Raw genomic sequence first — 21,562 nt, 5'->3', positions numbered from 1 at the left:
ACCAGTTCAGGGGAACTTATACAGGAGACTCCAGCCGCATTTCCGTTCGAGCATCAAACATATGCAGCTTTTCTTTAATGTAAGACACGTGAACCTGAGTGCCTTCAGCGATATCAGGCCGGTCGAGTGTGAAGATTTTAAGGCTGTCTTGTCCAACACGCACATGAACCAGCGTGGAAAGACCCATGGGTTCAATCAGATCCACAGTTGCAGGGAGGCTTGCCGGGCCTTCTTCTACAATCATCAGATGCTCTGGTCTCACGCCCAGAATGACGTCCATCCGATCCTTCAAACCCGAGCTTTCCGGCAGAATAATCTGGTGTCCCTGATCTGTCTGAAGGTGATACCCGTCACCAGATGCCGAGGCTGTGCCCTTAATAAAGTTCATGGCTGGAGAGCCGATAAACGAGGCCACAAAAACATTGGCTGGCTTGTCGTAGATTTCCAGCGGCGTACCAACTTGCTGAATATATCCATCATGCATGGCCACGATTCTGTCGGCCATGGTCATCGCTTCAATTTGATCGTGCGTCACGTAAATAGACGTGGCATTGAGCTTGCGATGCAGCTTGCGGATTTCCGAGCGCATTTGCTCGCGAAGGCGCGCATCCAGATTGGAGAGCGGCTCATCGAACAAGAAAGCCTGCGGATCACGCACAATCGCCCGCCCCATGGCTACACGCTGACGTTGACCGCCGGAGAGTGCTTTGGGGCGCCGTTCCAGAAGACCGTTCAGACCAAGAATACTGGAGACACCATTGACGGCGCTGGCGATCTTTTCCTTCGGTGATTTGCGAAGGGTCATCGCATAGCTGATGTTCTCCTCCACACTCATATGCGGATAGAGCGCATAAGACTGGAACACCATGGCAATGTCCCGATCCCGCGGCGGTAGATCATTAATGATCCGCTCGTTAATGGAGATTGAGCCGGATGTCACTTCCTCCAGCCCCGCAATCATACGCAGCAAGGTGGATTTGCCACAGCCAGACGGGCCAACCAGCACAATGAACTCACCATCCTGAATGTTCAGATCGATCCCATGCAAAACAGCGGTGTTTCCGTAGGATTTGGTTGCCTCGGTGATTTGAATAGAAGCCATAGGGTACCTCGTTATCCTTTGACCGCACCGGCGGTAAGACCCTGCACCAGATAACGCTGGATGAGGAAGAAGAAGATTGCCGCTGGAATGAGCGCCAGGAAGCCCGCTGCCATCATCTGCCCGAAATCGACAGAGAACTTGGAGACGAACGTGAGCAACCCAACCGGGAAGGTCACTGCATCCGGACTGCTGACCAGCATGAGCGCAAAGAGCAGCTCGCTCCACGCTGCGGTGAACACAAAGCCAAGCGTGGCTGCAATGCCCGGCAGGGTAAGCGGGAAGATGATCTTCACCAGCGCCCCAAAGCGGGTATTGCCGTCAATCATGGCTGCTTCTTCAAGGTCTTTGGGAATGCCATCAAAAAACGACTGCATCAGAAAGGTCGCAAACGGAACGTTGAAGGCCGTGTAGACCACCACAAGTCCAAGCAGACTGTCCGTCAGCCCCAGCGGCGTGAGAATGCGGAAGATCGGTGCAATCAGCATGACCAGCGGGAACATCTGTGTGACCAGCATCAGCACGATGATGACTGCCTTACCGCGATAATGAAACCGTGAGAATGAATAGCCTGCCGCCGCTGCAATCAGCGTGGAAATGAAAGCGGTTGAGCCTGACACGATAGCCGAGTTGATAAAGAACTGCGGAAAATCCGTATCTGTCATCACCTGTGTGAAGTTGGTCCACGTCATTTCTGAGGGCCACATGCGGATGCCCTCTGAGTAAAGCAGTTTAGTCGGTGTCACCGCGACCTTGAACAGCCAAAAAAGCGGAAACAGCGCAAAGAACAGATAGCAGGCGAGTAGGCCGTAATGGACACTCCAGTCCACCACCCGTTGGCCCTTTGATTTTGCATAGTATGCCATAACAGAGCCTCAGGTTTCGCGCAGCAGACTGCGCCTGATGAAGATGATGGAGACGGCATAGGCCATCAACAGAACCAGCAGCACAGCCGCGATTGCGGAGGCATAGCCAAAGTCCAGACGGCGGAAAGCCTGCGTGAAGATGTAACTGGAGACGATCTGCGTTGAATCTGCCGGTCCGCCATTGGTCATGACGATGATGAGATCCGCAAAGTTCGCGATCCAGATGGTGCGAAGCATCAGCGTAATCGCAATGGTCGGCGCCAGAAACGGCAGTGTGATACTGACAAACTGTTGCTTGCGGCTCGCGCCATCGATGGATGCTGCCTCGTAAATCTCACCTGGAATGGATTGAAGCGCAGCCAGCAAAGTGATCGCAAAAAATGGGATGCCGAACCAGATGTTGGCAACGATCGGTCCCCACATGGCGAGGTCAGGATCTGAGAGAATATTGGTTGGTTCGCTCAGGATGCCGAGCGCAAACAGCCATTGGGGCAGGGGGCTGATGACCGGATTGAACATCCACGCCCAGTTGAGGCCAGACAGGAATGCAGGCACCGCCCAAGGCAGAAAAACAAGCGACTGGATGATACGCCGTCCCGGAAAAGTGCGGTTGAGCAGCAGAGCGAGCGTTAACCCCAGAAAGAACTGAAAGAACAGTGAGCTGACTGTCCACCAGAAGGTATTGTAAAGCGCATTATGGAAGTTCTGGTCGTGCCAGACCGCTTCAAAATGCGCAAAGCCCACATAACCGCCACTGAACGGATTGAGGATGCGGATGTCTCTGACTGTGTAGGTAAGGCCAACCACCAGCGGCACCATCATCACAGTCACCAGTAACACAATGGCAGGGGCAGCATAAAAGTAGGGCTCAAATCGGGATAGGAATCTGCGGGAAGTCACACCCTGCCGACTGGCAGGGTGTGTTCCAAGGTCTGTGGCAGCTGTCATCACTGTTTAGCCAGCCACTTTTTCTGTGCTGTTGTGAGGTACTCCCCCCACTCCTTGCCAAGCTCTTCCGCAGACTTACGCCCCAGCAGAGCCTCCTGACTGGTGCGGATGGAGATGGAATCTTTGAAGAACGCAAATTCTTCAAGATGTGTTGGCATGGTCAGCGGGTGGACGTCCGGATCGGACAGCTCTTCGAACCAGTCAGCAAACTGCGGCGTGTTGTAGTGTGGATCACTTTCTGCATCTTTGTAGATCGGCAGAGTTCCCACACGCTTGGACCACTCAAGGTTCGCATCACGGCTTTGAAGCTTCGCAATCAGCTTCCAGGAGGCGTCTTTGTCTTCGCTGTCAGCAAACATGGACCAGCCCGCATACCCGATGGTTGGGTAGGCCTTGCCATTTGGACCTTTTGGCATGGTGGTCACACCGAAATCATTCGGGTCCATGCGCTGCGAAATGCCAATGAGTGCATCCGGATCCTGATCAAGCATGGCACATGTGCCGGAGTAGAAGCCTGCCACGATCTCGTTGAAGCCCCAGTTCAGGCTGTCTTTTGGTGCAAGACCATCCTGATAGAGGTCCACCATGAACTGTGCACCCTTGATCCACGCATCCGTGGACATGATGCTGTTGCCTTCCTCATCGAAGAACTGATCTGTGCCAGCTGCTGTTGCCCCAAACACGGCCCAGCCATTCAAACCGCCAGAGCCACCGCGCAGACAGAAGCCGTACTTGCCTGGAAGAGCTGATACTTTTTCAGCTGCATCACGGAAGTCATCCAATGTCACAGGTGTTTTTTCAACACCCGCTTCCTTGAAGAGCTTCTTGTTGTAGAACATGGCGCGCAGATAGAAGCCGTAGGGCAGCATGTAAGCTGTACCGGAACCACTGCGTGCCATCTCAATGGTGCGGGCATTCAGCTTGTCAGTGCCATCCCAGCTCTTCAGGTAGGGCTCAAGGCTTTCCAAAGCGCCGTTATTGGCATAAAGCGCAGCCCATGTGTCTGGCATTTCAACCACATCCGGTGTCTGACCAGCAGAAACCATGGTCGCGAATTTCTCGAAAGCCTGCCCCCAGGGCAACGAGATGATTTCGACATTGGTGCCCGGGTTTTCCGCTTCAAACTGCGAAACAATACTCTGCAAAACCTTGGTACGTTCCGGGCTTGTGATCACTTCCACCAGTCGAAGATTGGTTTCAGCAGCTGCCGGACCTGCAATAGCTGTTGCCACAAGACTTGCGGCCAATAATTTCTTCAAACTCATAATTGCCTCTCCTCTAGCAATGTTATTCTGATGCTGCCCCTAACGCTTCTTCGAGGTCCCCCCAGAGATCCTCAGGGTCTTCAAGGCCAACATTCAGGCGAACGACGTGCGGTGACACGCCAAAGAATGCGGTTGAGTTTGGTCCTCCCGATTGAATGAGAGAGGCCTGCGCAGGGCAAATCAGGCTTTCATGCCCGCCCCAACTCACACCCATTTTGAAAATTTTCAGGTGATTACACAGTGCTTCGACGCTGACATTGTCTGCCAGTTCAATTGAAAAGAGACCGGAAGTTCCACGCAGACCCGGATGGGCCTTATTCTGGAACGCCGGATGAAAAACAGTTTTCACGCGAGGATGTTCCGCCAGTCGCTTGGCAATCTCCATCCCAGCCTGCTCATGGGCTTTCATACGGATTGGCAGTGTCCGCAGGCCGCGCAACAACAACCACGCCTCAAACGGTGCGATCTTGCTGCCCAGATACTGGGTCACTTCCCCGCGGATTTGCGCCACACGCGCAGCAGACGTTGCGATCACCCCCGCAACCACATCACTGTGGCCGCTGATGTACTTGGATGCTGAATGGACCACAATATCGCAGCCCAGTTTGATCGGATTCTGGAAGATGGGTGAAGCCCAGCTGTTATCGATGATCGTTGTGACACCGGCTTCCCTGGCCCGCGCGCACAACGCTTTCACATCATGGGCCTCCATGATCCAGCTGGTCGGACTTTCCAGATAAAACAGAGTATGCCCGGGCAAGGCAGCTTCAACCGTCGCCAGATTGCCGCCATCGATGTAATCAACGCTCACACCAAACTTGCGCAGGAAGATTTCAAAGAAACGGAAAGTGTCCGGATAAACATGTTTGACGGACAGGATCCGGTCACCGGGCTTCACCACAGACAGGATTGCGGATGAAATAGCGGCCATACCACTGGAAAGCGCCAGTGCATCTTCAGCACCCTCCAGCTTGGCAATCTTCTCCTCAAAAGCACGGACGGTTGGGTTGATCCCGCGCGTATAAACCGGGCGGTTGATCTTACCCGCGAAGGTTTCACACATCTCCTGATAGGAAGAGAACGTGAAAAGCGAGTTTTGAAAAATCGGTGGCACGACTGCATCCGCAAAGGATGTTTCATCATGCGCCACGATTGTTGCTGTGTCCTCCCCCCACAGGTCGATCATACTGCGTCCGTTTCCTGTGCCATTTGCACAATATCTTCTTCAACCACGCTCAAAATTTCCAAGGTATGTTTGCGGGCCATCTCCGTGTCTCCAGCGGCAATGGCGTCAAATAATTGTCGGTGAAATGGAAAAGACCGCCCGGCAAAATCTTTGCGGTCGAACGGCATATCAAAAAAGCTCTCAAAAGATTCCCGCATCTGCTGCAACAATTGCTCAAACAGTGGATTGCCTGCAGCGCGGTAAATAGACAGGTGAAACTCAAGGTCTTCCGGGCCAGCCGTCCCATTGAGGTGATGGACCGACTCCATGTGCTCTAACTTGGTGCGCATCTCGTCAATCTCTTCCGGTGTCGCCCGCTTGGCTGCCAGAATAGAGGCTTCAACTTCAAGCGCCCGGCGCACTTCCAGCGTTTGCAACAGGCCATCGCGCTTGGTTGCAATGGACAGCGGCAGGTAAACGGTTTTCTCGGAGAGCGGGCGCTTCAAGTATGTCCCCGACCCACGACGGATCTCCACGATCCCCAACGCTTGCAAATGGCGGATCACCTCACGAATGGACGAGCGGCCAACCTTCAGGCCGTTCATCAGCTCTCGTTCCGTGGGCAATCTATCACCGGGCTGCAAGCCTTCCTCCACGATGAAATCTGTCAGCGACTGCAGAATTGCGTCGCTTCTGTCCTCGGTCTTGATTGGCCGAATTTTATTATTGGATGGGCTTGGCACATTAGGCTCCGCACAGATGTCTATTTGATTTCGTCTGCCATCAGACGTCAGACCAATTTTAGAAACAGGAATCTGCGCTTGTAAATACCTACTGTGTACAACCACTGATTTATCGCAGCGCACCCAGAGGGAATGCTGTGAGATATCAGAGAGCTGCGACGGATATATTAAAGTGGTAGGAAGCGGCTGATTTGGAGGGAATTATAGTAGAGATTGGTCTGCACGGACGAAGACTCGTCCATTGCAATTGGTAATAAAATCAATCTGAAGGCTTCAGCTCACAAACACGAGCCGCACAATATTTTAAGAAACGCTTTCTAGTTCAAGCCTAATGCATGCTTCCGCCTGAGCTCTTTTTCAGAATATCAGTCAGCACATGAGACGGTACAGGCAGCATGACCTGACCGAGGGATTTGAGGGTCTCGGCGAAGTTCGCAGCGGCCTGTTCTACTTCTTCGCATCTTTGCGGACAGGTAATGTGCTGCAGGCACAGTTCAACGGTGTCGACATCATGTTGCAAGCCTGCAATCAGTCCCATGGTCAGGCATTCTTCGACACAAAGGTGCTGAGAATCATAAGGGTAGGAGCGTAACGGGCAGGCTGCGCAGCGCTTTAGTGTACGTACGTATTGAGACAGACTGGCGAGCGCTACTCCGGCATTTTGATGCCCGAGAACTTCACTATAAAGGTCCCATGCCATTTCCCAGGGCGTGATGGAACCTGTCTCGAAGCCGGATGACCAGCGGCGATACCCTTCCAGAACCAGTCGTTCCGGTTGGCGTTCCAGATAAACATCATTTGCCCCAACATCCATGGCCAGCGCCTCTTTCGTGCATCTAGCGATTGTATCACACCGCCAGCAATTTAAATATGAGTATCACAGTATAGTTTAATTGAGCACATATATTCAAGCAACAGTTTCACCTCGCCAAGCATTTTGCGGTTGAGATCGCATTGATGCACAGGGTGGTTGTGTCCACTGGGAAACCGGGAGACGCCACGTCTCCCGGTTCTTTTGTAAGGTAAGATCAGAGCCCTGTTAGAACCATGTGCGGTTCACCATCAGAGGTCTTTTCACTGGTCATGCCATCCGCATTTACGGTGCAGGTCACTCGTTGACGATACGCAGAAAAGCTCTTGAAACTCACCACATCAACTGGCTCATCAAAGTGCAGTGTCAGCCGCACCCGGTGGGCCGCGACGGAGCTTTGAACACCAAGAACCTCGGCAGCAAACCGCCGTCCAAGATACTTGCCGGCAACCCTGTCACCTGGCCGCAGAAACGACACAGGTGGACGGTTACCAACGGCAGCATAAAGGGTGTTCCAGTCCTTATAGCCTTGTTGGCGAGCAATAAGCTCCAGTGTCTGGGAGTGCGAAATTGTTTCGCCACGCTTTTCCAGCGCAGCACGCAATTGCTTCGCTTGCGTTTTTAACGCGGAAAGGGAAGGAAGAGATCCGTTCATTTCATAGCCTCAAACTATGCGGGATCAACTTGATGGAGCTCGCATTGCCACCAACCCGCTTGTCTGGGCTGAAGTCGCATCTTTTGTTTCAGGCTTCACCATGAGCATTGCTCTGCGAGCGGCAGGGGCCTGATCCCTTGCCGCGTAACCTACAGAGGATGGATGTTGCTGTCAAACCAAGGTTCTGCACGCCTAGTAAAACTTACCACGGGCTGTCACCTGCCAAAGCGTTTCCACGACACCGTCACGTACACCCACATACCAGTCATGCAGGTTACAGGTCGGGTCGCAATGCCCAGGAACGAGCTTGATCTTATCGTTGATCTTCAACGAGTTTTGCGGATCCTTCAGGACGCCATGCTCATCTGAATAATCAAGACTTTGCAGGTCAGGTCTCTCAAACACAGTCGGCAGCCCGGAATCGATGCTGTGTGCCTTCAGCCCTGCATCGCAAACGGCTTGCCCATCGATGTCAGTGGACATGATCGAAGTCAGCAGGAACAGGGCATGCTCAAAAGCAGGTAAGTGCTTGCCATCTTTGTCTTTCACTTTGCGGTAGTCCGCATCCATGAAGAGATAGGACCCGCATTGCAACTCGTTGAACACACCGGAGGCTGCTTCAAACGGGTATGAGCCACTCCCTGCGCCGCCAACGATATCACAGTGGATCTCTTTGCTTTCCAGCAGGTCTACAGCATCCTTGGTGATCGTGATTGCCGTATCCAGCAGCGCTTTTCGATCAGCATAATCATAGGCATGTTGTGCAGCGCCCTGATAAGACTGAATGCCCGCAAACCGTAAGTTGGCTGCTGCGATGATTGCAGTTGCCAGCTCCAACACAGCAGCGCTATCTGCCACGCCGCACCGGGCACCACCACAATCCAGTTCCACCAGAACTTCCAGCTGTGTTGCGTGTTTGACTGCGGCTTGAGAGAGATCTGCAATATTAGCCAGATTGTCCGTGCAGACTAGTATACGTGCACCAAGCTTGGGAAGCTGTGCCAAACGATCAATCTTGTAGGGATCACAAACCTCGTTGGACACCATAATGTCAGCGAGGCCTGCTCTCGCCAGAGCCTCTGCTTCGCTCGCCTTTTGGCAGCACACGCCGCAAGCATTGCCTCGCTCTATCTGTAGTTTTGCAACTTCAGCAGACTTATGCATTTTGCAGTGAGCGCGATGGCGAACACCATACTTGGCAATCTCATCACGCATTTTCAGCAGGTTATGATCAAAGGCATCAAGATCAACAATCAAAGCAGGCGTTTGCACATCATCCAGCTTCATTCCCGGTAGGGCAGGGATGTCATAGCCAAGCGTGTACTGGGAAAGATCAGAGGTCACAGCGAAGTCCTTGCAGCAGGCATGAGTTCAATAAGAACGAAATTGAACAGTAAAACGGCAGAAGCAATGCACCACACACCGCTTCCGCCTGCAAGTCTAGCCCGCCTTGATGTAGCGAATCTTGCCACCTGTCGAAATCGTTTCAGCCGCCCGCAAAATGGATTGGGTGTCGATGCCGTAATGAGCATAAAGATCGGCAATGGTGCCAGTCTGACCAAAGTGCTCCACACCAAGAGTGCGGATTGTGTTGCCTTTCACCGCACCGAGCCATGCAAGAGTAGCGGGGTGTCCATCCAGCACTGTAATGAGTGAGCAATTGTCCGGCACATCATCAAACAAGCGCTCAATGTGGCTGCGCGCATGCATTGCCCCACGGTCCCGAGCCCGCTGTGCAGCTGTCCACCCTGCATTGAGGCGGTCGGCAGACGTGATTGCCAGCAGACCAACATCACGGCGGTCTTCCGCCATCATCCCAACAGCGTTGATTGCCTCCGGTGCGACGGCACCCGTGTATGCGATTACAACTTCCGCATTTGGTCCCGGCTTGCGCAGCCAATAGGCGCCATCGACAATGTCCTGTTCATCTTCAGGTGAGATCGTCCGTTGAGGCTGCTCCAGCGGGCGGGTGGACAGGCGCAGGTAGATGGAACCTCCTGTCTGATCCCGCAACCATGTGCGCTCATCAGGGTCTCCCTCTCCATCGCGCTGCATGTAGTCGAACCCAAAGCGCATGATGGTTGCCAGCTCATCTACGAAGGCAGGCTCAAACGCGGCAAGCCCATCCTGAGCCATGCCAATCAACGGCGTGCTGATGGACTGGTGTGCCCCACCTTCCGGTGCCAATGTCACACCGGATGGAGTTGCCACCAACATGAAGCGGGCATCCTGATAACAGGCGTAGTTAAGCTGGTCAGCCGCACGAAGAATGAACGGATCATAAACTGTGCCAATGGGCAGCAAGCGCTGACCGTTGATGCTGTGAGACAGCCCAAGTGCAGAAAGGAGGAGGAACAGGTTGGATTCTGCAATGCCCAGCTCGATATGCTGGCCTTGCGGAGAAAACGCCCATTTGAAGGTAGACGGAATCCGTTCTGCTTTAAATGTATCCGCCAGTTCTTCCTTGGCAAACAATCCCCGCTGGTTGACCCATGGGCCAAGATTGGTGGAGACCGTCACGTCTGGCGCAGTGGTCACAATGTGCTTAGCAAGCTCCTCATCTTGCTTGGAAATTTCATGCAGAATCTGACCGAACCCCATCTGCGTGGAAAGCATCTTTTCTGCTGCATTGGGTGCCGGCAATTTTGCTGGTACAGGCACCGTTTTCGCAGAATAGCGACGGCTGCCTTTTGAGAAGAACGGTGCTTCGGTCACGAAAGTCTGAAGGTTTTGAGGGTCAGATGTGCTTTCCCACTTGTCCCACTCATGCCCTTCGCGAATGCCTTCCAGCTTGCGGTATTCTTCCATCTGCCTGGAGGTCATCAGGCCTGCATGATTATCTTTGTGCCCTGCCAGCGGCAAGCCAAAGCCTTTCACGGTGTAGCACAGGAACAAGACAGGGCGATCATGGGTCTTGGCACTCTCAAATGCCTCAATCAGGGACGGCAAATCATGACCTCCCAGATTGCACATGAGCTTGGACAGCTCTGCATCACTGCGCCGATTGATCAGCTCATTGACCTCGCCCTGATCTCCCAAATCATCCAGCAGTCGCTTACGCCATGCTGCGCCGCCTTGATAGGCCAGGGCGCAGTAAAGCTGATTGGGGCACAGATCGATCCAATCGCGCAGTTTGCTGCCACCTGGTTCTTTGAAGGCTTCTTCCTGTAGGCTCCCGTATTTGAGCGTGACGACTTCCCAGCCGAAATTGCGGAAGATGCTCTCAAACTTCTCCCAAAGGCCTTCGCGGATCACTGCATCCAATGACTGGCGGTTATAATCCACGATCCACCAGCAATTGCGCAGGCCATGTTTCCAGCCTTCCAGCAGTGCCTCGTAGATGTTCCCCTCATCCATCTCCGCATCGCCAACCAGCGAGATCATACGACCTTCCGGCGCTTTGTTAAGCCCGCCATGCGCCTTCACATAGTCTTGCACCAGTGACGAAAACAGCGTCTGGGCGACCCCAAGGCCAACAGAGCCAGTTGAAAAATCAACGTCATCAATATCCTTGGTGCGAGAGGGGTAAGATTGAGCGCCATGGAAACCACGGAAGTTCTGCAGCTTCTCCAGCGACTGGTTCCCGGCCAGATACTGGATCGCGTGGAAGATAGGCCCGGCATGCGGCTTCACCGCCACCCGGTCCTGAGGGCTCAGAGTATGGAAGTAGAGCGCAGTCATAATGGTGCTGATAGAGGCACAAGACGCCTGATGGCCGCCAACTTTCACATCGCCAACGTCAGAACCGCGGAGATGGTTGGCATTGTGAATGGTCCAGGAGGCAAGCCATCGCACTCGGCTTTCCAGCGTACCCAAAGTATCCAGTGAAGCTGCGCTCATTAAACTCCCCGTCGGTTTCATTGGAATATTTTTATTCCGCGAGGCTATCAGATTGCCTTGAGAATTAATCTCTTGAGCCAACTGATATACCTTCATGAATAAGGGAAATTTTTGAGCTTTGATCGAATTTAAGGAAAATACTTCCGCCTAACCTATTCGTAATGCACTTTTCAGCTCATATGCTACGTAGATTCACGGCTGACCTTTTGCGGGGAGTGCGGTCTTTGAGCGCCTCAACATCAAAGGCACAACAAAGGTCAGCAACAGCAGGCGGAAGACGTGGTGGGCGGCGACGAAGGTGGGGTCGAGACCGCTTTGCACGGCGATGGCGGCCATAGCTTCAACACCGCCGGGAGCGAACGCGACGAACAACAGGCTTGGGTCCAGTCCAACCAGTGGCATCACCAGCACAACCCCGAGGATTGCCATACCAACAGTGATGAGCGTAACCACAACGCCCGCGCCTATGGCTTTGGCGAAAAGGTCAAGACTGACACCTTTGAAGCGGGTTCCAATCAAAGCTCCCATCACCAGAAATGAGCTGAGCGTTGCCCAGTCTGGCATCTTGCCAGGTGTGAGTGCGCTTACGTGCCCCAGAGACGACACCAGCATCCCACCGAGTAGATAGGCGGCGGGGAGTTTCATCTTTAAGAAGATGGTTCCAACGACAGCTGCCCCGAGCAACAGATAGACAGCTGAGAGCACGCTGATGTTTTGTGCAGGCAGGAAAGAAGCGCCTGTTTCCTCAAAAAGCAGCGAGACAAAGAGGGGAACACAGATGGTGAGGAACAATACCCGCGTGCTTTGTGCAAGCCCGATGCGGGTGACGTCCGCTTTGCTGTCTGCCGCCATGCTGAGGATGTAGCTCAAGTGCCCCGGTGAAGATGCAAGTGAGGCGTTATAGGCATCAAACCCGAAAAACCGTACCAAGATCGCACGGCTGATCAGCATGCTCAGGATAAGACTGATCCCCAGTACCAAGAAGCTCGCAGGCCATGTAATCGCGGCATCGATAACGGCAGGCGACACACCAGAGCCAATGCTCGTACCCAGAACAATGAAGCAGAGCGTGCGCAGCCAGAGCGGAACAGTGACGGGAGCACCCAGCAAGCCACCGAGCGAGACGGCAAGAGCTGAGCCAGTGAGGGGTGCTGCCGGGAACCCGAGGAGGGAAAAAAGACCAGCCCCCGCGCCTGCAATGGCAAGCGTAATGGACAGATTGGACCAGTCTTTCTTCTCAAGTGCCAAAACTCAGTTTCCCAGCTGCGGTTTGATCAGTCGCTTTCAGCGGCTTCCAATTCCTGCTTGCGCACACGACGGGCACGGATGGTTGGCAAAACGACCAGAATAACAGCCAGAGCCAGCAGGCCCATGGTCATCGGGCGTTCCATGATAAAGCTAATCCCATCATAAAGCTGCATAGACCGGGAGAAATTATCTTCCAGCATGCTGCCCAGAATGAAGCCAATCAGTAGTGGCGCGAGCGGATAGTTGGCAAAGCGCAGGAGCGTTGCACATACCCCAAAGCCCACAAGCATCAGCAGTTCCGTTGCATTGTTCTGTCCAATATAGGCACCCATGAGGGTGAAGAACAGAATGAACGGAATGAGGTAGTTGCGCGGCACAGCCAGCACTTTGGCGATGTATGGGATGAGTGGCAGGTTCAGGATCAGCAGGATCACATTGCCCACATACATGGAGATGATCACGGACCAGAAAATCTCTGGCTGATCGATCATCAGGCGTGGCCCCGGTGAAACGTTCAAAGCGATCAGGGCACCGAGCAGGATCGCCGTTGTCCCGGATCCCGGAATGCCGAGTGTCAGCAGAGGAACAAAGGAACCAGTACATGCCGCGTTGTTCGCAGATTCTGGAGCAGCAAGACCTTTGACAGAACCTTTACCGAACTCAGCCTGTTCTTCTTTCGGCGCGATGTTGCGTTCCACTGCATAGCCGAGGAAGGAGGCGATTGTTGCGCCAGCTCCCGGAAGAACCCCAATCAGGAACCCTTGAATAGATTGGCGACCAATTACCGGCGCAATTTTCTTGGCCTCTGCCTTTGTGATGCGCAGGTCCTTGATGTCGCCGCTACTTCCACCAGAATTGGAACGGGATGGATCTAACACGAGGAACAGCGCTTCAGGCAAGGCGAACATGGCCATGGCCAGCGTGATGAAACCGAAGCCCGATTGCAGATCCAGAATACCCATGGTGAAGCGTGGTTGGTTGAACAATGCCCCTTCTCCAACGGTTGCCATCATCAGACCTACCAGTGTCATGAGCAGGGCTTTGCCCACCTGTCCGCTGCCCGCGAAAGCGGCGATTGCGGAAAGGCCGACCACCATCAATGCGAAGTATTCAGCAGAGTGGAAGAGCAGCGCCACGGATGCGAGCGCAGGTGCAAAAATCATCAGCAGGATTGCGCCGATGCTGCCACCTGCGAAAGAAGCAATCGCCGCAACTGTCAGCGCTTTGCCTGCCTTGCCCTGGCGAGCCAAAGGGTATCCATCGAAGCTTGTTGCAACAGTGGATGCCACGCCCGGTGCGTTGATGAGGATTGAGGACGTGGAGCCCCCAAAGATCGCGCCGTAATAAACACCAGCGAGCAGGATCAAGGCTGCGGAAGGATCACCGATAGAGATCGCCACAGGGATCATGATGGCGATGATGGACATGGGTCCAAGACCCGGCAACATGCCGATGAACGTGCCGATCAGACAGCCACCGATCACCATTAAAAGATTAGAAAACGAGAAAGCCGTCGAGAGGCCAACCCAAATACCGTCTAACATCGTGGCCTCCTAATTTAAGAATGTTGGAAGAGGACTGAGATAAATTCCCAGTGTTTGCTGAACCAGATACCAGACACCACCAGCGGCAACAGCTGCAACGGGCACAAGGATCATAAAACGCCGCTCTCCAAGCAGAGCTGCAGAGATCACCAGAAAGAGCAGTGTGGAGAGCAGGAAGCCAGCAGGACGAAGCAACAGAGCGTAGCCCGCCATCAGAACCAGCAGGAACACGGCCTGACCAATGTTGTAGTCCCAAAATCTGCTGAAATCGATCTCGTCTGCATCTGAATCTGCAGGCTTTTTCTCAAACCCGAGCAAAATGGCGAGGCTTGTGATTGCGGCCAGCACCGCAATGACTTTTGGAAACGTGCTCGGCCAGATTGGGTTAAACCGCATAAACGGTGGCAAACCAGCGTCCATCAGAAAAAACGCGGTGTATCCGTAGCTTAAACTCACTGCCAGAATGACAAGTGCAATCCATCGGTCCAGTGCCATCATCCCCTCCCGTTGGCGTGACAAGTGGATGCGCTGCCAAGAGCGCATCCATTTATTCTTATTGATTTAGAGGAAGCCCAGCTTCTTCATGAGATCTCCGATGGCCTTTTCCTGACCTTCAAGGAACGCGTGGAAGTCTTCACCAGAGTTATGGATGTTGACCCAGCCATTGCGTGCCCGCACTTCTTCCCACTCAGGGGTGTCGTACATCTTCGCAAGAGCTTCCTGATAGGCAGCCACCTGTGCCTCTGGCAGGCCCGGTGCACCGAAGAAACCACGCCAGTTGACGAACGTGGTGTCGATGCCCTGTTCCTTCATGGTTGGCGCATCTTTGTAGGCTGCAACGCGCTCATCAGCAGTCACACCGATGATTTTCACTTCACCCGCATTGGCAAGATCAATCGCCTCGGAGAAGCCGGTAGAAAGTGCAGAGATTTCGCCTGAAAGCAGCGCCGCCATAGCCTTACCACCCGCATCATACGGAATGTACTTCACCATGGTCGCATCTTCGCCAGCTGCTTCCATCACCATGGCTGCAACAAGGTGATCCATGCCGCCTGGGACAGAACCACCACCAATTGCAGTGCCGCGCTTGTCAGCTTTGTAGGCTGCCAGCAGATCACTCATGGAGTTGATTGGGCTGTCCTTGCCCACCACGATGGCTGCATAATCACCAATGGTGCCGGCAACCAGTGTCAGATCACGGAAGTTGTGTGGGAATACGCCAGTCAGTGAGCGGATCACGATTGGCGTAGAATTCACCATCAACGTGCCGTGCTGGCTTGCTGCGTTCTCGATGAGATACCCAATGGCCTTACCGCCGCCGCCACCGGACATGTTTTCAAAAGAGGCCGTGCCTGCAAGGCCGGACTTGGTCAGTGCTTCGCCTGTGCCGCGTGCAGTGCCGTCCCAGCCACCGCCAGCACCACCTGGAATGAGGAAGTGAATGCTATCAACCACAGGCTCCGCAATTGAAGCCGTTGGCATGGAAAATGTCATCGCAGCCAAAGCCGCTGCCGCAACCACGCGGCGCGCCCGAATAAAACTCATTGTGTCCTCCCATTTGACAAGGGCAGCATTTGTCACCCATGACTTACGTGAAAACACGGAAACCTGACACAAACCTGTCACCTCCTTGATTTTTTGGGGAAGCAAAAGATGAGATTTCTTCTCGTTGAAGATAACGCTAAGCTGGCGACATCCATTGTCGAAAGATTGACACTGGATGGTCATGTCGTTGATCACGCTGCTGAAATTTCTACTGCCGAGGATTACATCTCGACAGCAGATTACGACATGATTTTGCTCGACATCATGCTTCCGGATGGCGATGGGCGAGATTTCCTAAATGAACATCGAGGCCGCCAGGATGACACTCCGGTGATCGTTTTGACAGCACGTTCAGAGGTCTCAGACAGAGTAGGGGTGCTCGATCTCGGGGCTGATGATTACATCACAAAACCCTTTGATTTCTCAGAGTTAGAGGCAAGATGCCGTGCTGTCATACGGCGGAGATCCGGCGGAGTGACAAATGCCAAGCGATTCGGTGATCTGGTGTTTGATTCACTGGCTGGCACACTCAAAATTGGCAGCAAAACAGTAAGCCTGCGTAACAAAGAGCTGCGTCTTTTGGAGATATTTTTCGGCGCTCCAGACGTTATTTTCTCAAAAACAAAGCTTGTAGACAGATTATTTTCTTACGACGAAGACGTCTCAGAAAATGCCATCGAGGTCTATGTCGCCCGTTTGCGCAGGCATATTTCATCTTCCTCAGTCCAGATTATCACCGTGCGTGGACTGGGGTATCGGTTAAGCCTGACATGAACTCTGGTGCCAACATATCCGGTTCGATCCGCCGCCGCCTGACCCTACAGCTCCTCGGCATCGCTGCCGTGCTTGCAGCCCTGCTGTTTGTGATGGTGATGACCTATGCCAAGCAGGTCGCAGAAGAGTCTCAGGACAACATTCTGTCAGCCTCCGCAACCTCCATTTTGGACAGTGCAGCAATTCAGAGCGGGGAGGTGACTGTCGACATTCCCTATTCCGCACTCTCCATGCTTGGCAATGTGAGTGATGACCGCGTGTTTTACCGCGTTGTCGTCAATGGAAAGTACCTCACCGGATATGAAAGCTTGCCCATTGCCAAAGCATCAAAAGGGCAGGACAGCCATCGGTTCATCACCTCTCATTATCTGGGTGAAAGCATTCGTATGGTCTCCGCCACACGCCGTCTTTCCAACGCATCCGGCCCTGTTGAAGTCACCGTGTCTGTGGCTCAAACACTGAAGCGCCAACGAGAAACCTTGGAGCGCATCTCTGCGAATGCTGCCTATCTGGGTTTCGGGTTCTTTATTGCAGCTGCCGTGCTGGGTGTTCTGACAGCTCAATCTGCCGTGCGCCCTGTGCAGACACTGGCGAACTCGGTTTCTAAAAGAGGGCCGCAGGATCTGAGGGCAGTACAAGCCCCAGTGCCGGGTGAGATGGCACCGCTTGTGGTGGCGCTCAACCGGTTCATGGCACGGCTTAAGAAGTCACTCACGCGCTCCGAAGAGTTCATCGCAGAAGCTGCTCACCGCATCCGCACGCCGCTTGCAGTGCTGCGAACACAAGCGGAAATTGCCTTGCGCCGCGTGGAGCGACCAGAAAACAGAGCGGCTTTGAAAGAGATGATCCGGGCCATTGATGAGAGCTCACGCGCGGCAGGCCAGTTGCTGGATCACGCCATGGTGTCCTTCCGTACCGATCATCTGGAGGTCAAGGACATCAACCTACTGGATCTGGCAGAGGAAACTCTTGAACGGCTGCGTCCACTGGCAGAGATGCAAGACAAAACCCTGAGCTCGCATGGTGAGGAACCCCCGCTGATCTCCGGAGATGCGATCCTTATCCAAAATGCGTTGAGCAACATTTTGGACAATGCGATCAAGTACGCCCCGCAAGGCGAGGACGTACAGGTTATCGTTACCTCCGAAGACAACTGGGTTGTGTTATCGGTTTATGACCAAGGCCCGGGCTTTGCTCCGGAAGACATAGACCAGTTGACGGAACGGTTCTCACGCGGCAAAAACGCCGAAGACACAGTCGGTTCCGGGCTTGGGCTCACAATCGCCGAAGAGGTGACACAAGCTCATGGCGGGCACCTGAAACTTTCGAACAGAAAAAATGTCAGAGGCGCATGCGTATCCTTCTATTTCCCTCAGTGCTGATCGTGTTGCTGGCCTCATTGGTTTCCGCAAGTGCCTACGAGATTGAACAGCACAAAGTGTTTCCCGCTCCGCAAGAGGGCGCGAACCTTCGTATTATCTCCAACTCAGACATCGACATTTTCTCGCCCATGGTGGTAGCGTTTCAACGCAAATATCCGAGTGTTTCTATAGACTACACTGTTGTCAGCAGCACAGAGTTGATGACAGCTCTTTATGATGAGAAGCAGGTTTTTGACGTTGCCATTTCATCTGCCATGGACCTGCAGGTGAAGCTGGCGAACGACGGGTTCACCCTACCGCACAACTCCTCAGTCGCCGGTTTGATGCCGGACTGGGCCCGCTGGCGCAATCATGTATTCGCCTTCACGCAGGAACCAGCTTCGGTGGTCTATTCCAAATCCGCCTTTGCAGGATTGGAAGTACCAACATCACGGCAAAATCTGATTTCAACTCTGCGCAACCATCCAGAACGCTTCCTCGACAAAGTCGGCACCTATGACATCCGTCAGAGCGGCCTTGGCTTTCTGTTTGCCACGCAAGATGCCCGCACATCAGACACTTTCTGGCGTCTAAACGAGGTAATGGGCTCTCTGAACGCCCGTCTCTACTGCTGCTCCGCTGATATGATTTCTGACATCACAAAGGGCAATCTGGCAATTGCCTACAACGTGCTCGGCTCCTACGCCTCTGCACGGGCCGCCAGTGATCCTGATATCGGCATTCTCGAACTGGAAGACTTCACAACACTTATGCTGCGCTCTGCCATCATTCCAGCGGGGGCCGAACAACCCGAAATCGCGGGCGCCTTCATAGATCATCTGATCACTGCATCCTGGAGCGAGGAGGGGGCTGACTACTACCCCTATCCAAAACTCAACCGCAACGAGATTGCCCCAAACTTATCCCTGCGAGCCATCCGCCTTGGACCAGGTCTGTTGGTTTATCAAGACAACCTGAAACGGCAACACTTCCTCCAGGAATGGCAAAACGCGATCATTCAGCAGTGAGATAAACTAAATCAGAAGATGGAGGATTTGGTCGCTCAATCCTCTTTCACCTTGTCAGAGTTTGTGGCAAGAGGCTGCCTCCAAACCCAGCTGAGTGAAAGCCACCAATGCCTGTAGAGATCCGCCCACTGAAGAATTCAGATGCCCCAGACTGCGCACGCGTGTTTTATGAGGCCGTCACGATCGGAGCAAAGGAGCATTACTCCGAGGAGCAGCTCGCCGCATGGGCTGGGCCTGCACCCGCACCAGAGCGTTGGTCTGCCAAACTCCACGATATGACTGGCTTTGTTGCTGTCAAAGACAAGTCAATAGTCGGTTTCATGACCATCGATGCAAAAGGTTACATCGAGTTCGCATTCACCAGCCCCTACCACACCCGCCAAGGTGTCGGCACCGCCATATATGATCAGCTGCAGAACTGGGCAGAACAGCGCAACATCTCGACCCTTTCAGCAGATATTAGCGTGGCTGCAAAAGCTTTCTTCCTTCACCAAGGCTGGCAAGTTGAGCGCGAGCAAGCACCCGTTATTCGAGGAGTCACGCTCACAAACTTTCTCATGACAAAGACCTTGTCCGCGTAACATTTCATGACACCCGCCAAAGTTCCTGCGATATGCACATGGTGTCATGCCCGCAGGCCCTCAACGAATAAATGACCGACTTTGAGTTGCACTCCCAAGTACTCGCTTTTATCAGTATAAGATAAGAATGATATTTGAACTTGTTTCCGATAGCCATGATTGCGCGCACTCAAGCCATTGAATTTATGCTGCATTTCGCGGAGTGGGGTTGTTTTGTCTGATACTACCTTAAAGGCTAAATGGGGACAGATCAGCCTCCTGTTTTCAGCCAACTTTTTGTCTTTGTTGGGGAATGGCCTGTCTGCCATCGCAATACCGTGGTTTGTCTATGACCTGACGGGCAACGCTGTCATCACTGCAACAATCGCCATTGCCGGACAGCTTCCAAACATCGTTGTCGGTCTCTTCAGCGGGCCGTTGATCGACAAGTTCTCTGCCAGAACCACCAGTATTTTCTGCGATACTGTGAACGCCTTCGCCGTACTTTTGATACCACTGCTATACGCTGTTGATCTGCTGGATCTTGCTCTCCTTGGATTTCTCGTCTTCCTCTCGCAGGTCATCGATGTCCCCGGACAAACCGCAAAAAGCGTCATGATCCCGGCGTTGATTGATCGGGAAGGCTTGCCTCGCGAACGGGTGAACGGAATGAACTCGCTTCTTGAGACTGTGGCTGACCTTCTAACCCCATCGATGGCTGGTATTCTGATCGCGGCCTTTGGCGCGACCACTGTCTTGATTTTAGACTCACTGAGTTTCCTGATGGCGCTTATGATCGTATCTTTAGGCATCAAGGCCACTCGTCAGCAAGACGCAGCAAATACAGATAGACAGCCAACAAAAGAAGTCTGGAAGTGGATGCTGTCAACACCGGGCATTTTAAAGCTTGGCCTTTATGACTTGATCATCAATACAGTAGCAGTCTCCTTGCTGTCATTGACCTTGCCAGTTCTGGCAAATTCGAATGACAAGCAAGCAGTCTGGCTTGGAATCTGGCTCACATGCTTTGCCTGCGGAACCACACTCACAACACTGGCCTACACGTTCCTGGGCCACCGAGTATCCTCACTCCGGCTCCTGCAACTCACACCCATCGGACAAGCACTCGGCCTAGCCTTGCTGCTCTGGATGTTCAGTACGGATTGGACAAGCGGCAATGTCGAGACCCCAGCAATCGTCATTTCACTGGGAATGTTTGTGTATGGTGTGAACTTGGGCGTTGGTAGCGTCGTGGATGCGACTGTGCTTCAAAAGCTCGTCCCAGAAGACAAACGCGGCATAGTCTTCTCCGCCTTCTCCTCCCTGCGCTACACCGGCGTCCCCCTAGGCCTCTTCCTCACCGGAATCCTCCTAGAACAAAACAACCCCACCCTCCTCTTCACCACCTTCATCGCCCTCCTAACAATAAACTCACTGCTTTGGGTAAGGGGGACACGCGAGATTTGAAGTGCAAAATTAAGGTTTCATAATAGTAATTATGCGAAATATTGCTATTGCAACAATACCAAATTGTCTCCCTCCCACGAAGTAATATGTCATGTTCCCTTTACGCCTGGTTATGCTGGGGAGCTTGGCATGGATTGGGTGGTTGTCAGCCTTTTCGTAATAACTGGAATAAGAGAAAGAAAAGCGCTGCAGCTAAAGATCGACGAGATTGCTTGTATTTTTCACTTCTAAAATAGTGAGTGTGTTAGAAACATCCATGCCTGCGACGAACACTTTCTGTTGGACTATCTCCTTCCTGATCTTTGATGCTTTCAATGAGCGGTTCTTTAGTAAACCAAGAAAACTTCATTTTCGACCCAATGCTTGGCAGGGTCATATCACAAGATAGAAGATCTATTCTTGGATAACTCCGCCCGAAAGCTCTATTAATATGCTTTATCATTGTGTCCAGATTCTACGTTCATTTTTTACCCATACTCTGAGGATGTCGGTTGTTTTAATAAGCAAAATCTGCAATATCCTGTGCTAACAACTTGGTCTTTGCCACTCTTAAAACTAAAGGTGTCAAACGACTCAACGGAACAGCAGAACTTATGAAAATCGCCGTTATTCTTCCCCCCAAGTTTGTCTTTGATCGCAATAA

19 protein-coding genes are annotated in these 21,562 nt (G+C 53.0%); 5 read left to right on the top strand and 14 right to left on the bottom strand.

Features of this window, described 5'->3' with window-relative positions; all coding sequences use genetic code 11:
• Positions 1–16 precede the first annotated feature (16 nt).
• From PsW64_RS04750 to PsW64_RS04685, 14 genes are all read right to left on the bottom strand, one after another.
• On the bottom strand, positions 17–1,102 hold the full coding sequence (locus PsW64_RS04750; protein WP_063302868.1) for an ABC transporter ATP-binding protein: 1,086 nt from the start codon (positions 1,100–1,102) through the stop codon (positions 17–19).
• Positions 1,103–1,113: 11 nt separating this feature from the next.
• Positions 1,114–1,965: a carbohydrate ABC transporter permease gene (locus PsW64_RS04745; RefSeq protein WP_206599540.1), complete on the bottom strand. Its 852-nt coding sequence runs from the start codon at positions 1,963–1,965 to the stop codon at positions 1,114–1,116.
• Positions 1,966–1,974: 9 nt separating this feature from the next.
• Positions 1,975–2,913 carry a carbohydrate ABC transporter permease gene (locus PsW64_RS04740; RefSeq protein WP_063293356.1) on the bottom strand — a complete coding sequence of 313 codons (939 nt, stop codon included), beginning with the start codon at positions 2,911–2,913 and terminating at the stop codon, positions 1,975–1,977.
• Positions 2,913–4,172, bottom strand: coding sequence for an ABC transporter substrate-binding protein (locus PsW64_RS04735; protein ID WP_063303106.1), 1,260 nt, complete (start codon positions 4,170–4,172; stop codon positions 2,913–2,915). The genes PsW64_RS04740 and PsW64_RS04735 overlap by 1 nt, the downstream gene beginning before the upstream one ends.
• Positions 4,173–4,200: 28 nt before the next feature.
• The gene (locus PsW64_RS04730; RefSeq protein WP_063293355.1) at positions 4,201–5,364 is read right to left on the bottom strand and encodes a PLP-dependent transferase; all 1,164 of its coding nucleotides are present in this window, start codon (positions 5,362–5,364) and stop codon (positions 4,201–4,203) included.
• Complete coding sequence (locus PsW64_RS04725; RefSeq protein ID WP_057461439.1) at positions 5,361–6,086, bottom strand: FadR/GntR family transcriptional regulator; 726 nt, start codon at positions 6,084–6,086, stop codon at positions 5,361–5,363. The genes PsW64_RS04730 and PsW64_RS04725 overlap by 4 nt, the downstream gene beginning before the upstream one ends.
• Positions 6,087–6,414: 328 nt before the next feature.
• Entirely contained in the window at positions 6,415–6,900 is a 486-nt protein-coding gene (locus PsW64_RS04720; RefSeq protein ID WP_063293354.1) for a hypothetical protein, read from the bottom strand.
• A 214-nt stretch (positions 6,901–7,114) separates the two neighbouring features.
• Positions 7,115–7,552: a glyoxalase superfamily protein gene (locus PsW64_RS04715; protein WP_057461441.1), complete on the bottom strand. Its 438-nt coding sequence runs from the start codon at positions 7,550–7,552 to the stop codon at positions 7,115–7,117.
• Positions 7,553–7,744: 192 nt separating this feature from the next.
• Entirely contained in the window at positions 7,745–8,896 is a 1,152-nt protein-coding gene (locus PsW64_RS04710) for a DSD1 family PLP-dependent enzyme (protein WP_063302867.1), read from the bottom strand.
• Between the two features lie 96 nt (positions 8,897–8,992).
• Positions 8,993–11,392, bottom strand: coding sequence for a transketolase (locus PsW64_RS04705; RefSeq protein ID WP_063302866.1), 2,400 nt, complete (start codon positions 11,390–11,392; stop codon positions 8,993–8,995).
• 192 nt (positions 11,393–11,584) lie between these two features.
• On the bottom strand, positions 11,585–12,640 hold the full coding sequence (locus PsW64_RS04700) for an AbrB family transcriptional regulator (RefSeq protein ID WP_063302865.1): 1,056 nt from the start codon (positions 12,638–12,640) through the stop codon (positions 11,585–11,587).
• A 26-nt stretch (positions 12,641–12,666) separates the two neighbouring features.
• A complete protein-coding gene (locus tag PsW64_RS04695) occupies positions 12,667–14,184 on the bottom strand; it encodes a tripartite tricarboxylate transporter permease (RefSeq protein WP_063287503.1) in 1,518 nt (505 codons plus the stop codon).
• Between the two features lie 9 nt (positions 14,185–14,193).
• Positions 14,194–14,679: a tripartite tricarboxylate transporter TctB family protein gene (locus PsW64_RS04690; RefSeq protein WP_063302864.1), complete on the bottom strand. Its 486-nt coding sequence runs from the start codon at positions 14,677–14,679 to the stop codon at positions 14,194–14,196.
• A gap of 66 nt (positions 14,680–14,745) precedes the next feature.
• Positions 14,746–15,729, bottom strand: a complete 984-nt coding sequence (locus PsW64_RS04685; protein ID WP_063302863.1) for a tripartite tricarboxylate transporter substrate binding protein — start codon at positions 15,727–15,729, stop codon at positions 14,746–14,748.
• Between the two features lie 108 nt (positions 15,730–15,837).
• Here PsW64_RS04685 and PsW64_RS04680 point away from each other — a divergent pair, with 108 nt between their 5' ends.
• From PsW64_RS04680 to PsW64_RS04660, 5 genes are all read left to right on the top strand, one after another.
• A complete protein-coding gene (locus PsW64_RS04680; protein WP_057461447.1) occupies positions 15,838–16,503 on the top strand; it encodes a response regulator transcription factor in 666 nt (221 codons plus the stop codon).
• Entirely contained in the window at positions 16,500–17,885 is a 1,386-nt protein-coding gene (locus tag PsW64_RS04675; protein WP_063302862.1) for a sensor histidine kinase, read from the top strand. Before PsW64_RS04680 ends, PsW64_RS04675 begins: the two co-directional genes overlap by 4 nt.
• Positions 17,855–18,892 (top strand): ABC transporter substrate-binding protein, encoded by a 1,038-nt coding sequence (locus tag PsW64_RS04670; protein WP_063302861.1) that lies wholly within the window; start codon positions 17,855–17,857, stop codon positions 18,890–18,892. The genes PsW64_RS04675 and PsW64_RS04670 overlap by 31 nt, the downstream gene beginning before the upstream one ends.
• Before the next feature lie 107 nt (positions 18,893–18,999).
• Entirely contained in the window at positions 19,000–19,473 is a 474-nt protein-coding gene (locus PsW64_RS04665; protein ID WP_063302860.1) for a GNAT family N-acetyltransferase, read from the top strand.
• A 213-nt stretch (positions 19,474–19,686) separates the two neighbouring features.
• Positions 19,687–20,919 (top strand): MFS transporter, encoded by a 1,233-nt coding sequence (locus PsW64_RS04660; protein ID WP_063302859.1) that lies wholly within the window; start codon positions 19,687–19,689, stop codon positions 20,917–20,919.
• Positions 20,920–21,562 lie beyond the last annotated feature (643 nt).

The sequence above is a fragment of the Pseudovibrio sp. W64 genome (assembly GCF_001623145.1).
Taxonomy (GTDB): Bacteria; Pseudomonadota; Alphaproteobacteria; order Rhizobiales; family Stappiaceae; genus Pseudovibrio.
Note: the sequence above shows the minus strand (reverse complement) of the source record. Positions and strands in the feature narration are given on the sequence as shown.